18 protein-coding genes are annotated in these 12,109 nt (G+C 68.9%); 1 reads left to right on the plus strand and 17 read right to left on the minus strand.

All coding sequences use genetic code 11. The features are described from left to right. Positions 1–2: 2 nt before the first annotated feature. The 17 genes from AB5S17_RS04550 to lepA form a co-directional block, all read right to left on the minus strand. Positions 3–566, minus strand: coding sequence for a phage tail tape measure protein (locus AB5S17_RS04550; protein WP_369237383.1), 564 nt, complete (start codon positions 564–566; stop codon positions 3–5). A gap of 18 nt (positions 567–584) precedes the next feature. Next, positions 585–749: a phage tail assembly chaperone gene (locus tag AB5S17_RS04555; RefSeq protein ID WP_369237385.1), complete on the minus strand. Its 165-nt coding sequence runs from the start codon at positions 747–749 to the stop codon at positions 585–587. 68 nt (positions 750–817) lie between these two features. Next, positions 818–1,159 carry a gene transfer agent family protein gene (locus tag AB5S17_RS04560; RefSeq protein ID WP_369237387.1) on the minus strand — a complete coding sequence of 114 codons (342 nt, stop codon included), beginning with the start codon at positions 1,157–1,159 and terminating at the stop codon, positions 818–820. Positions 1,160–1,185: 26 nt separating this feature from the next. Further along, positions 1,186–1,599, minus strand: a complete 414-nt coding sequence (locus tag AB5S17_RS04565; protein ID WP_369236619.1) for a phage major tail protein, TP901-1 family — start codon at positions 1,597–1,599, stop codon at positions 1,186–1,188. 116 nt (positions 1,600–1,715) lie between these two features. Then, on the minus strand, positions 1,716–2,126 hold the full coding sequence (locus AB5S17_RS04570) for a DUF3168 domain-containing protein (protein ID WP_369236621.1): 411 nt from the start codon (positions 2,124–2,126) through the stop codon (positions 1,716–1,718). 86 nt (positions 2,127–2,212) lie between these two features. Continuing rightward, entirely contained in the window at positions 2,213–2,467 is a 255-nt protein-coding gene (locus AB5S17_RS04575) for a hypothetical protein (protein WP_369236623.1), read from the minus strand. 1 nt (position 2,468) lies between these two features. Beyond that, positions 2,469–2,801, minus strand: a complete 333-nt coding sequence (locus AB5S17_RS04580; protein WP_369236625.1) for a phage head closure protein — start codon at positions 2,799–2,801, stop codon at positions 2,469–2,471. Next, positions 2,801–3,358 carry a head-tail connector protein gene (locus AB5S17_RS04585; protein ID WP_369236627.1) on the minus strand — a complete coding sequence of 186 codons (558 nt, stop codon included), beginning with the start codon at positions 3,356–3,358 and terminating at the stop codon, positions 2,801–2,803. The genes AB5S17_RS04580 and AB5S17_RS04585 overlap by 1 nt, the downstream gene beginning before the upstream one ends. Positions 3,359–3,438: 80 nt before the next feature. Then, complete coding sequence (locus AB5S17_RS04590) at positions 3,439–4,701, minus strand: phage major capsid protein (protein WP_369236629.1); 1,263 nt, start codon at positions 4,699–4,701, stop codon at positions 3,439–3,441. 60 nt (positions 4,702–4,761) lie between these two features. Next, on the minus strand, positions 4,762–5,286 hold the full coding sequence (locus AB5S17_RS04595) for an HK97 family phage prohead protease (protein WP_369236631.1): 525 nt from the start codon (positions 5,284–5,286) through the stop codon (positions 4,762–4,764). Further along, on the minus strand, positions 5,283–5,624 hold the full coding sequence (locus tag AB5S17_RS04600) for a DUF6107 family protein (RefSeq protein WP_369236633.1): 342 nt from the start codon (positions 5,622–5,624) through the stop codon (positions 5,283–5,285). Before AB5S17_RS04600 ends, AB5S17_RS04595 begins: the two co-directional genes overlap by 4 nt. 188 nt (positions 5,625–5,812) lie before the next feature. Next, positions 5,813–7,033 carry a phage portal protein gene (locus AB5S17_RS04605; RefSeq protein ID WP_369236635.1) on the minus strand — a complete coding sequence of 407 codons (1,221 nt, stop codon included), beginning with the start codon at positions 7,031–7,033 and terminating at the stop codon, positions 5,813–5,815. Between the two features lie 83 nt (positions 7,034–7,116). Continuing rightward, positions 7,117–8,586 carry a DNA-packaging protein gene (locus AB5S17_RS04610; RefSeq protein WP_369236637.1) on the minus strand — a complete coding sequence of 490 codons (1,470 nt, stop codon included), beginning with the start codon at positions 8,584–8,586 and terminating at the stop codon, positions 7,117–7,119. Then, positions 8,583–9,029, minus strand: a complete 447-nt coding sequence (locus AB5S17_RS04615; RefSeq protein WP_369236639.1) for a hypothetical protein — start codon at positions 9,027–9,029, stop codon at positions 8,583–8,585. The genes AB5S17_RS04610 and AB5S17_RS04615 overlap by 4 nt, the downstream gene beginning before the upstream one ends. A 144-nt stretch (positions 9,030–9,173) precedes the next feature. After that, entirely contained in the window at positions 9,174–9,395 is a 222-nt protein-coding gene (locus tag AB5S17_RS04620) for a DUF2283 domain-containing protein (protein ID WP_369236641.1), read from the minus strand. Further along, a complete protein-coding gene (locus AB5S17_RS04625) occupies positions 9,295–9,648 on the minus strand; it encodes a DUF4258 domain-containing protein (protein WP_369236643.1) in 354 nt (117 codons plus the stop codon). The genes AB5S17_RS04620 and AB5S17_RS04625 overlap by 101 nt, the downstream gene beginning before the upstream one ends. 41 nt (positions 9,649–9,689) lie before the next feature. After that, positions 9,690–11,501, minus strand: a complete 1,812-nt coding sequence (lepA, locus tag AB5S17_RS04630; RefSeq protein ID WP_369236645.1) for a translation elongation factor 4 — start codon at positions 11,499–11,501, stop codon at positions 9,690–9,692. Between the two features lie 125 nt (positions 11,502–11,626). On the opposite strand from lepA, the gene AB5S17_RS04635 reads away from it, so the two are divergent. Further along, complete coding sequence (locus tag AB5S17_RS04635) at positions 11,627–12,109, plus strand: CYTH domain-containing protein (protein ID WP_369236647.1); 483 nt, start codon at positions 11,627–11,629, stop codon at positions 12,107–12,109.

Below are 12,109 nucleotides of genomic sequence, written 5' to 3' on the forward strand. Positions count from 1 at the left end.
GCTCAGAGCCCTCGCCGGCCGCGGCTCGCCGCCCGCGCCAGCATCGCCTGGACCTGCGCCTCGGCCCGCTTGAAGCTCGGCGCATCCGGCGTCGAGACGTTGAAGACGATGTTGGTGGCACTCCCACCGGACGGCACGGCGACGCCGAGCGAACCGTCGGCGCCGCGCTGCAGCGGCAGGATCGCCTCCGCGCCCGCCTCGCCCATCAGGCCGAGCTTGCCGCCGGCGGGAAAATAGCTCGGCGTGGCGACGACGCCGCCCTTGGCAAAGGCGGTGACGCCGGTCACGGCCGCGCCGCCGCCGGAAAGCAGGTTGCCGAGGCCGCCGAAAGCCTGGCCGATGGCGTTCGAGGCAAGATTCGTCAGCGGCTTCAGCGCGGCGTCCAGCGCGATTGCCGTCAGCCGCTGGCCGAGGCGGCTGAGCACGCTGTCGAAGGACTTGCCGCTCGCCACGGCGCCGGAAAAGGCCGCAGTCAGCGCCGAGCCGAAGCTGTTCGCGCGCTTGGTGATGTCGTCCAGCGAGCGCTCCAGCCCGCTCGTATCCGCCGCGACCGCGACGGTCAGCATCTCGTCCTGGTTCATCTCTCATCCTCGATCGGGAAAGCGCCGCATCAGATCGGCAAGGTCCGCCACCTGCGGTGCGGGCTGTGCGGGAGGCAGGCGCGCCCGGACGGCCGCTGCAAGCTCGCGCGGGGTCATCGCCCAGAAGGCGCCGTGGGGAAGGCAGAGCACGCCGAAGCCGACCGCCATCGCCTCGTCCCAGGGAAAGGCCGCGCCGGACAGGCCCTCCTCGGGCACCCGTCCGTCCGGCGCGGCAGTCAAGGGTTTGCGGAGGCCGCCCCTTCCTCGCCCGCTCCGAAAGCCGCGGTGAGGAGTGCTGCCGCCAGCGCAGCCGCCCCCGCCGCTCCGCCCTCGATCTGCATCGCCGCGACGTCGTGATCCGTTACGTCGGCGCCGGCCCCGCGCAGGCCCGCCCCGATGATCCGCACGAGGTCGCGGGCGGAGAGGCGCCCGCCGGAGAAGCGCGCGGCAAGTGCGGCAAGGTTCTCCGCGGCGAAGGCGTCCTCGAGTTCCGCCAGCGCGCCGAGCGTCAGGCAGAGCCGATGGTCGGCGCCGTCGATCGCGGCGACCACCTCGCCCCGCCGGCGGTTCACGGCCATGGTCATGGCGTTCCTCCCGATCCCGCTCACAGCGCCGCGAAGCTCAGCGCGCCGGCCGATTCCAGGGTCGCCTCGAAGGTCACCTCGCCGTTGTGCTCGCCGCCGTAGTCCAGCGCCGTCACCTGGAACGGCCCTGTGACCGTGCCGAAGTCCGGGATCACCGCCTGGAAGGGCACGATCCGGGATTCGAAGAAGATCTGCCGCAGCGTCGCGTCGGATGCGGCATCCTTGAAGATACCGGAGCCCGACAGGGACGCGCGCTGGACGCCCGCTCCGCCGAGAAGCTCCCGCCAGCGCCCGGCGCTCTCGGCATCGGTCACGTCGACCGTCTCGGCGTTGAAGGCGATGCGCCGGGTCCTCAGGCCCGCCAGCGTCACGAAGGTGCCGTCGCCGGCCTCGTCGACCTTGAGAAGCAGGTCCTTGCCCCGTTGTGCGGCCATGTCTCACCGTCCTGTTCCGGCACCGCAGAGCGGCGGCCAAAGAAAAAGGCGGCCCGCCGGACCGCCTTCGAAATCGTTCGGAAACGTGATCGGCCGCCGCTCGCGGCCGGCTTGCCTCAGGCCAGTGGCTCAGTCACGGCGCGGAACCGGAGAATCCCGTGATAGGCCGGCGAATCCGGCTCCTGCCGCGCCTCGGCGAACTGGAGCTGCAGATTCACGAGGTGGTGGCCCGGCAGCGTCAGATGCGCGTCATCGAGCTTGCGCGACACCTGGTCCATGATCTCGTAGGTCTCGGCCTTGCCCCCGCCCTTCGCCCAGACATGCAGGGTCAGGATGTGCTCGGCGCCGTCCTCGGTGCCGGTCGACCAGTCGACCACCGCCGTCCGCCCGAGCGTCAGATACGGGAACACTGCATGCTCCGGCCGCCGGTCGAACACCTTCGGTCCGCCGAGCATTGTGGTCAGCGCCGCGTCGGATGTCAGCGTCGCGAAGATGGTTTCCTGCAGCTCAGCGCTCGGATGCGCCATGGTCCGACCCTCGCTCACGGTTTTTGACACAATGAAACATAGCGCATGAGACGCAGGCCGTCACGACGCCCTGCGCGCAAGATCGCTTAATTTTTCGTTAATCCTTCGGGACCCTTTGGTCTGCGCGTGACGGGGGACGTTTTCCCATCTGCATCCGCCAGATTCTCCACCGGGTCGGCCAACATCGCGCGCATCGCGGGATCGGCGGCCAAGGCGGAGGTTCTCGGCAGATTCAGCGCCGCAGACGCCTTCGGCATGTACCGATCTTCCAGAGCGACGTGGACCTTGCGGCGGAACGCGTTCGCGATCTTGGATGCATCGATGCTGACGGTCAGCCGCATCTCAAGCCTCCTCCTCGCAACGGCACACGAGATAGCGTCCGGTCTCGTCGGGATCGTGCACCGACCGGATCGTCAAGCGCCTCTGTCCGAGGCGGAAGGACTGGCCGCGTTCGATGTCCGGTGCCGCGCGGCAGATGATGCGGTGAGTGATCGTCACCTCGCGGCGGTCGAAGCGCTCCTGCGCGTCCACCGACACCGGCTCGACATGCACCGAGAGCGCCCGCAGCGCCTGCCATGCCGTCTCCGCCCCGCCGGCGCCGTCCGAAACATCCGTCGGCGCCTCCAGGACGGCGCGATGCCGCAGAAGCCCCGGATCGAGAAACAGCGGCGCCATCAGACCCGCATCCGCCGGTAGGGGGCGATCAGCCGTTCCGCCAGCGGCGGCATCAGCGCCGGCTGCATCGTCAGCGACACGGCACTCCGTGTCTCATAGCTCGCCGCGACGATCGTCTTCAGCGCGAGGAGGAGATTCTCGGGCACCTCCCCGGCGGCGAAGCCGGCGGTAAACTCGATCTCGACCCCGTTCGCCGCGGCTTGCCGGACGGCCGGCGACAGCCGGATCGCCTCCAGCCCCAGCGCGCGCTCGATCACCGCATCCTGCGTCTCGAACGCTCGCGGCATCCCGTCGGCGCCGAAGGCGGTGACAGTGTCGATCGAGACCAGCGGATGCCGCGTCGCCTCGACCCAGCCGAACGGGGGAACCGGATCGAGCGACAATCGGAAGCGACGTTGGCTGAGGGCGAGGCCCGTCGCGGCCTCGATCGTCTCGCGCGCCGCCGTGACCAGCGCGGCGATCAGCGTGTCCTCGTCGTCGCGGTCGATCCGCGCCCAGGCCTTCGCATCGGCAGCGGACAGCGGTTCCCCGGCTCCGCCGAGATCGATGGTCGTCATGTGCACCTCCGGAACGGAATCGGCCCGGGCGTCGCCGCCCGGGCCGTCATGTCTTCGGCGGACCCGTCCGAGGCCGCTCGTCAGGCCGAAAAGTCGAGGAACTTCGCGGCGTCGAAGTCCTGCACGCCGCCGCCGACCCGCTTGGTGGTGTAGAAGAGGACGTAGGGCTTGGCCGAATACGGGTCGCGCAGCACGCGCACGCCCTGCCGGTCGACGACGAGGTAGAACCGCGCGAAGTCGCCGAAGGCGATCGCCTTCGCCCCCGCCGCGACGTCCGGCATGTCCTCCGCCTCGACCAGAGGAAAGCCCATCAGCGTCGCGCGCGCCCCGGCGGCCGTCGGCGGCTGCCAGAGATAGTTGCCGTCGGTGTCCTTCAGCTTGCGGACCATCGCCTGCGTTCGCCGGTTCATGACGAAGCTGGCGTTCTGGCGGTAGCCGGCCTTCAGCGCGTAGACGAGGTCCACCAGCGCGTCGGCCGCCGTTCCCGCGGCGAAGCCGCCGTCGGCGCCCGTGCCGACCGTTCCGACAGAGCCCCAGGTCCAGACCGTCTCCGCCACCGTCGGATAGGCCATGAAGCCCTTCGGCTTGGCGACGCCGTCGCCATTGACGAAGGCCGTGCTCTCCTGCGCGGCGAAGGCCTGCTCCACCTCGTCGCCGATCCACCGGTCGATATCGACGGCGGCGTCGTCGAGCAGCGTGTTAGTCGCCGCCGGCATGGCGTAGAGTTCCATCGTCGGAAAGGAGAGCTCGGCGAGCTGCGGCGCGGCCGTCTGCGGCCGCGCATCGGTCTCCGCGACCCAGCCGGTCTGCGCGCCGGAGATCGCGAAGGGCTTCTTCAGGACGGCCGAGGAGACGGTCCTGACCGTCGCGATCGCGCGGATCGGCGAGATCGAAGCGAGCCGGCGTCCGATCTCCGCCTCGGTCTCGTCCGGTACCAGGAAGCCGCCGTCGGAGCCGGTGAGGCTCGACATCGCCTTTTCCTCGAAGCGGCGGATCGGCGCCTCGTCGCCGCCCCGCACATAGCGTTCGAAGGCCTGCTTGTGCTCGCTCGGCAAGCCGCGCCGGTTCTCCCGGAAGTCGTGACCCGTTCCCCCCAGCGCCGGCCGGATATCCTTCAGCGCCAGGCGCTCGATCCGACGCCCCTGCGCGTCGAGCGCTTCGGCGATGCGGTCGACCTTTTCCTCCGTCACCACGTCGGCATGCATCCGCTTCTCGACCTCCGAGAGCCGGGCATCGTTCGCCTCGCGGAAGCTTTCGAACATGCGCATGAGATCGTCGTGGGCGCCGGCCGTCTCCGGCATGTGGGTCTTCGTTTCGAGGCCCGACTGGGTCGTCTCGCTCATCGCGTCGTCTCCTGTTGGATGGAATGGATCTGTGCCGCCGCAGCGGTGCCCGGCCGCTCGTCAGCCGAAGGCTGGCGGCCTCTCCGCCGCCGGTCCGGCCTGTCGCGCCGGCGACAGGCGATGCGCCGGAAGGAGTCGCGCGCGGTCCTGCATCGGGAAGGTCACCAGCGAGATCTCCCAGAGGTCGATCGTCACCAGGCGCCGGCGCGTCGCCCCGATGCCCCGCCGGGCAAGCTGCGTGCGAAAGCCGATGGAGAGGCCGTCGAGCGCCCCGGCCGCAATCAATCCCGCCGCCTCGCGGCCGGCATCGGTCCGCAGAGCCAGTTCGCCCTCGACATAGAGGCCGGTGCGGTCCTCGCGGACGGTTCGCCAGGTTCCGACCGGCCGCGCCACGTCGTGCTGCCAAAGCATGCGGATGCCCGCCGCGCCTCGCCGGAAGAGCGAAGCCGCGAAGGCGCCCGGCTCGATCGCATCGCCCGACTGGTCGGTCTCGCCGAAGATCGCGGCATAGCCGCGGATCGTGCCACTCGTGCCGATTGCCGAAGGCGCGGAGCCCTCCGTCGCCGGCACGCCGACGCCCATCATTTGCCGCCTCCCGGCGCTTCGCCGCGCGGACGGAACAGCCCTTCGGCGAAGCGCGCCAGGATGCCGAGCGCCCACCAGGCGCACAGGCTGGCGGCAGCCGATCCCATCAGCGCAAGATCCAGCGGGTCGAGCGCGCTCCCGAGCTTCAGGCGCTCGGCGAGCATCAGCCCGGCCGGCGGACCGAAAACGACGCCGGTGACGAGCCCGATGAGGAAGCGGAGCGCCGCTTCGCGACGCCCCCGCGGCAGGAGGTAGGCGACCGAGATCGCCGAGCCCGCCGCCGCTCCCGCGATCTTCGAGAGCCACAGCGCCACGCCGGAGACCGGTTCCGGGCTCATCGCGTTCCTCCCCGCCGCTCAAAGCCGTGACGGCAGAAGAGGTTGACACTGAAGTCCCTCGGCATCATGCTCGCCTCGTCCTGAAATCTTGATGTCGTGACTTGCTTGAGCGGCGCTTCATTGCGCCGCCTTTTTTATGCGGCCGGCTTAGCCACGGCCCCACCGCTCCGCGCGGCCTTTCTGCCGGATCAGCCCTCGGCCGAATATCCGACCGCCTCGCGCTTCTCGCCGCGGGTCAGGAAGTCGGCGCCGCCGACGCGTGCCCACAGGGCCTCCCGCTCGGCGCTGAGCCCGTCCACCCGGTCGAGGTCCGCCTTCAAGGTCAGCCGCGGCAGGTCGAAGTGACCGCCGAGCCAGTCGCCGATTGCCCCGGCGAGGCGGTTCAGAAGCGGCAGCACGGTCAGCCGGTAGAGGGCCCGGTTCGCCTCGGCATAGTTCGAATAGGTCGCGTCGCCCGGAATCGCGAGCAGCATGGGCGGCACGCCGAAGGCGAGCGCGATGTCGCGCGCGGCGCCATTCTTCGCCTCGATGAAGTCCATGTCCTTCGGCGACAGCGCCATCGCCTTCCAGTCGAGCCCGCCTTCGAGCAGCATCGGCCGCCCGGCCCGCGCCGCTCCGACATAGCCGCTCTCGAGCTCGGCCTTCAGCCGGTCGAACTGCTCGGGCGCGAGATTGCCGCCGGCGGGCTTGTAGACCAGAGCCCCGGACGGTCGCGCCGAGTTTTCCAGGAGCGACCTGTTCCAGTGCGACGCCGCGTTATGGAGGTCCAGGGCTGCCTGCGCAGCGCCGAGCGGCGGATAACCGGAGACGTCGGCCAGCGGATGGAACAGCTTCACCTGGAGGATGGCGCCCGGCCGCTCCCCCTCGCCCTCCGCCCCGATGCGCCTGACGCTCGACCCGACGCGGTACTCGTAGGCCTGCGGCCAGCCGTCCGCTCCCTCGACGACGCGGATGCGGTCCGGCCGCAGCGCATGCAGCGCGCGAACCTGCCCGTCCAGCAAACCCGCTTCGAGGTAGGCGTTCCCCGACAGGAGGAGGTGGCCGCAGAGGGTCTCGATCAGGCCGGCGCCGTCGGTCGAAGCGTTCGGCCGGCGCAGGAGATCGAGGAGCGGATGCCTCTCGATCTCTTGCGCCCCGTCATAGAGCAGGATCGGGATCGCCGCGGCGGTCTCGGCAATCAGCCGCACCGAGCGGTAGACCACCGGATTCTGCAGAAAGCCGCTGCGCGCCAGCGCTTGATACGAGCGCTCGGACCAGATGCCGTCGCTCTGGCCGGTGAAGACCAGCGCGCCCGCCACCGTGCCGATCGACTTCGTCTCCGGCTCCGGCGCGGGCCCCCGGTCCGTCCCGGCACGCGCCCGTCCGTCCACCCGGCCGAGCCAGGCGGCAATTCGCTCCATCGCTGTCATCGATCACTCCCGGTCGGCGGCCCTCCGTGCCGCGTTCGCCGCAGCCGTGCCCGCCATCGCCGCCCGCCGGCGACCTTAGAAGATCACAAGCCTCGCACCCGCGGGTCCTGCGCCGGCCGCATCAGCGCCGTCACCGCCCAGACCAGCGCGTCGAGCCGGTCGGGCGAGCGCCCGCCGGAGAGCCCATCGGTGCCGAAGTCCGCCATCTCGTCCTCCAACTCGGCGAACCGCCCGGCATGGCGCACGCGCCCCTGCTCGTAGAGCGCGGCGACCGGCTCGGCACGCACCCACTTGCCTCGGCTCGCACGCACCGCCTTGAAGGGCACGGTCGGCGCCTGCGCCCGGACCACCGCCTCGACCATGTCGCCGCCCTGGTTCACCTCGGCAACGATCCGGTCCGCCTGCAGCCGCTCGTAGAGCCCCACCGCCGCAGCCGCCCATTCATGCGGCTTTGCGCCCCGGCGGGAGGCGTCGGCGAGGACGTAGATCACCGGGTCCCGTCCCCTCGCCGCTCCGCCTCCCGCCGCCGGATCCAGAGCCGCCGCGATCCCCGCAGCGACGATGCCGCAGGCGTCGGAGCGCTTGTGCGCACTCGCCGGCGGGTCGACCGCGACGACGATGCGCGCAAGCTCCGGCGCCGCCCGGACCCGTGTCCGCTCGATCGTTTCGAGATCGAACAGCGCATCCTCGCGCGCCGAAACGATCAGCCCGTCGAGTTCCTGCCGGCCGAGCCGCGTACCGGCGTAGCGCTGCTCGATCGCGGTCAGGAACCCAGGCGCGAGATGCTGTGCATTCTCGGCCGTGCGCATATGCGTCGTGACCGTCGCGGGATCGGCGATCAGCCGCTTCAAGAGCGGGATCGGCCGCGGCGTGGTCGTGAACAGGGCCCGCGGCCGGTCTCCCAGCCTCAGCGCGAACTGCAGATTGTCGAAGCAGGCCTCCCCCTGCACCCATTTCGCCAGCTCGTCGCCCCAGGCGAGATCGAACTGGTAGCCGCGCAAGGCGTCCGGATCCTCCGACGAGAAGATCTGCGCGATCGCCCCATTGGCAAAGACCAGCCGCCGCCGGCTGGCCTCGAACACCGGGCGCACGCCCTTCTTCAAGGACATCAACCCACTCTCGCCGTCGATCATCACCTCGCGCGCATCGCCCAGCGTCTCGGCGATCAGGCCGATCCGCCCATGCGGGCGATCCGCGAAGGGCGCCTCACCGGCCGCCATCGCCCGCACCCATTCGGCGCCGGCGCGCGTCTTGCCCGAGCCGCGCCCGCCGATCAGAAGCCACTGCCGCCAGTGGCCCGGCGGCGGCAGCTGCGCCGGCCGGCCGACCCGCACCCATTCCGGCTGAACATCCCGCAGTACGGGTGCCGGATATTTCTTCAGATGCTCGACGACCTTCTGGTACCAGAAGTCATGCTCCGACAGTGTCTGGTCGTCATCCACCAAGGCATCGCCGTGCGTCACTCCTCCCGCTTGCAACTCCCCGCGAATGTCGTCCTCTTCGCCTTCCGCTCCCGCCGAGCCTGAAGGCGTCGCCTCGCCCACTGCCGTCATCCGCTCTCCAGACCGGAAGGATCGCCCCGCATCTCGCCGGCATAGGCACCGGTCTCCGGATCGAACAGCGTCGGCCCCGCCCGCCGCCGCCCATCAAGGCTGCGCAGCCCTGCCAGAAGCTCGGCGCGCAGCCGCTCCGTCTCCGCCGCATCCTCGGCGCCGCCCTGCTGCGCCAGCATCTCCAGCCGCTTCAGTTCCAGGAGCTTCTCCAGCGTGCGGGTCAGCTGCGACAGAGCGTCCGTGCGCTCCTTGACGGTCGGCCCGGCTGGCCGCGCCGAAACGGCGCTGCCGCTCGCCGCCTCCGCCGGACACGCCGCGGCATCGGCCGCTCTTGATCCGCCCCTCGCCCGCTTCCCGGGCTTATATTCCTTGACGAGTTTCTCCAGAGCCGCGATCTCGCCGGTGAGCAGCGCCAGGAGCCGATCCGACAGAAGCTTCGCCATCTGCCGTCTCCCTTCCGCAGAGCCACCATCGGCCATGAAAAAGGCGACCCGGTGAACCACCGCGCCGCCCACAAATTCTCGACTGTGCCTGAACCATACCGGAGCACCGTCACGGTGTCAAGGATTATTTTCTCAACCCGAGCTTCACTCCGCTGCGTCGACGTCCCGCTTCCCGGGAAGACGCGCATTCTGCCATGCCCCTGGCGCCAGCGTTGCGGTGGCTGACAGCACTTCGATCCCGATGACCCGCCCCTCGGAATCAACATCATAGATAAATGGCCCAGCCTCTTCCGTATGGTCGATCCGACCGCGCCCGACGTAGAAATAGACGGCGTCGGCTTCGGGGTCGTAGGTCATATCGATCATGGTCGCCTGGTCCTCGATCGAAGGTCGCGGTGACGATGCGGATTTCCGATGCGGTTTCGACGCATACCACGCGCAGGATCCGGCCGCCAAACGCCGCAACGGAGCCGAAGCGCCGCTCGGCATTCGCATCCCGGGGCTCGGGCTGCACCCATTCGGGATTGCGGACGGCCGTCTCGATCCAGCCAGCCTCGATCCGGCGCTCCGCGATCTTCGCCCTCGCGTGCAGGGTGAAGACGACCGGCTTCAAGATCAAAGCCGGGGCGGACGGGCTGTCGCGGACATGAGCAGACTTCCCTAGCTATCCATCTTCAGCGCGGCGATGAAGGCCTCCTGCGGGATCTCCACCTTGCCGAACTGGCGCATGCGCTTCTTACCTTCCTTCTGCTTTTCGAGAAGCTTGCGCTTGCGCGTGGCGTCGCCGCCGTAGCATTTGGCGGTGACGTCCTTGCGCAGCGCCGAGATCGTCTCACGGGCGATCACCTTGCCGCCGATCGCCGCCTGGATGGGGATCTTGAAGAGGTGCTGCGGGATCAGTTCCTTCAGCTTCTCGCACATCGCCCGGCCGCGCCGGTCGGCCTGGCTGCGATGGACGAGCATCGACAGCGCGTCCACCGGCTCGGCATTGACGAGGATCGACATCTTGACGAGGTCCCCCTCGCGGTAGTCGGTCATGTGGTAGTCGAAGGAGGCATAGCCCTTCGAGATCGACTTCAGCCGGTCGTAGAAGTCGAACACCACCTCGTTCAGCGGCAGCTCGTATTCCACCATCGCCCGCTTGCCGACATAGGAGAGCCCGGTCTGCACGCCGCGCCGCTCTTGGCAGAGCTGCAGGATGTTGCCGAGATAGTCGTCGGGGGTGAGGATCGTCGCCTTGATCCAGGGCTCCTGGATGTGGTCGATCCGCACGACGTCGGGCATGTCGGCGGGGTTGTGGAGCTCGATGTCCGTGCCGTCCGTCATGTGGATCTTGTAGACGACGGACGGCGCCGTCGCGATCAGGTCGAGGTCGAACTCACGGCTCAGCCGCTCCTGGATGATCTCGAGGTGCAGCAGACCGAGGAAGCCGCAGCGGAAGCCGAAGCCGAGCGCAGCCGAACTCTCCATCTCGAAGGAGAAGCTGGCGTCGTTCAGCCGGAGCTTGCCCATGGCCGCGCGCAGGTCGTCGAAGTCGGCCGCGTCGACCGGGAACAGGCCGCAGAAGACCACCGGCTGCGCCGGCTTGAAGCCCGGGAGCATCTCGGCGGTCGGGCGCTTGTCCTCGGTGATCGTGTCGCCGACGCGGGTGTCGGCCACTTCCTTGATCGAGGCCGTAATGAAGCCGAGTTCGCCGGGGCCGAGCGCGTCGACCTGCACCATCTTCGGGGTGAAGACGCCGACCCGGTCCACCGGATACTTTGCGTCCGTACCCATCATGCGGATGGTCTGGCCCTTCTTCAGCTCGCCGTCGATGATGCGCACGAGCACGATGACGCCGAGATAGGCGTCGTACCAGGAGTCGACGAGCATCGCCTTCAGCGGCGCCTTGCGGTCGCCTTCCTTCGGCGGCGGGAGGCGATGGACGATCGCCTCCAGCACGTCCTCGATGCCGAGGCCGGACTTCGCCGAGATCATCACCGCTTCGGAGGCGTCGATGCCGATCACCTCCTCGATCTGCTCCTTCACCTTGTCCGGCTCGGCCGCCGGGAGGTCGATCTTGTTCAGCACCGGGACGATGTCGAGATCGTTGTCGAGCGCGAGATAGACATTGGCGAGCGTCTGCGCCTCGACCCCCTGCGCGGCGTCGACGACCAGGAGCGCACCCTCGCAGGCCGACAGCGAGCGGGACACCTCATAGGCGAAGTCGACATGCCCCGGCGTGTCGATGAGGTTCAGGACATAGGTCTCGCCGTTCTTTGCGGTGTAGTGCAGGCGCACGGTCTGCGCCTTGATGGTGATGCCGCGCTCGCGCTCGATGTCCATCGAGTCGAGAACCTGATCCTTCATCTCACGGGTATCGAGCCCGCCGGTGTTCTGGATCAGACGGTCGGCCAGCGTCGACTTCCCGTGGTCGATATGGGCGACGATCGAGAAGTTGCGGATATGGTCGAGGGGCGTATTCGCGGGCATGGTGCTCATGCGCCGCGATATAAAGATTTGTCGGCATTCTTGGAAGCGTCGCTTTCGCGTTGCGAGAACGCGCTATGTCGGACGAACCACCTCCTGAACGATCGCGGCACGAAGGCTGGAAGGCGATGGCACGAGAGATCGAGCGCAAGTTCCTGCTGGCCCCGGACGGCTGGCGGAGCCGCGTCACCGAGGTGAAGCGGCTGAAGCAGTTCTACCTCTTCGCCCGGGAGGACGCCTCTCTGCGGGTTCGCATCATCGACGGCAAGACGGCCTTCCTGACGCTGAAGACCGGCACAGGGATCGATCGCGGCGAGTTCGAATACGATATCCCGCTGTCCGACGCGGAAGACATGGAGCCGGACCGCATCGGCAATGTGATCGAGAAGACCCGCCACATCGTTCCGCTCGGCGCCCGCAAGATCGAGATCGACATCTTTGCGGGCGCGCTCGCCGGTCTGGAAGTTGCCGAGATCGAACTGGAATCGGCTGACGAAGCGATCGACCTGCCGGCCTTCCTCGGAACCGAGATCACCGGCGACCCGCGCTATTCCAACATGCGCCTCGCTTTGGACGGGCGTCCGAGCGACGACGACGGTCGCTCGGCCTGA

Source organism: Jiella sp. M17.18 (genome assembly GCF_041027365.1).
Taxonomy (GTDB): Bacteria; Pseudomonadota; Alphaproteobacteria; order Rhizobiales; family Rhizobiaceae; genus VKMB-3413.